Origin of the sequence: Photobacterium alginatilyticum, assembly GCF_009910675.1 — a bacterium.
GTDB classification, from domain to species: Bacteria; Pseudomonadota; Gammaproteobacteria; order Enterobacterales; family Vibrionaceae; genus Photobacterium; species Photobacterium alginatilyticum.
The window spans coordinates 1-410 of the sequence record NZ_RSEJ01000313.1 but is presented as its reverse complement, the minus strand read 5'-3'; the positions used below and the strand labels follow the sequence as shown (position 1 = coordinate 410).

Genomic DNA, 410 nt, shown 5'->3' with positions numbered 1-410 from the left:
CCTGTCTGAACATGGGGGGACCATCCTCCAAGGCTAAATACTCCTGACTGACCGATAGTGAACCAGTACCGTGAGGGAAAGGCGAAAAGAACCCCTGTGAGGGGAGTGAAATAGAACCTGAAACCGTGTACGTACAAGCAGTAGGAGCCCCATCACTAAGCTATTGTGGTTTAGTGACAACAAGTACTTYAGTTTGATAGTGGTTARCAACGCGAAGCGTTGATCAACACACAAAATCAAGCAGAGGTGGCTTAGTGATGGGGTGACTGCGTACCTTTTGTATAATGGGTCAGCGACTTAATTTTAGTAGCAAGGTTAACCGTATAGGGGAGCCGTAGGGAAACCGAGTCTTAACTGGGCGTACAGTTGCTAGGATTAGACCCGAAACCAGGTGATCTAGCCATGGGCAG

Annotated in this window: 1 rRNA gene; it reads left to right on the top strand. The window is 48.3% G+C overall.

The features are described 5' to 3' along the window. A 23S ribosomal RNA gene (locus tag EIZ48_RS28830) occupies positions 1–410 on the top strand; the annotation flags it as partial.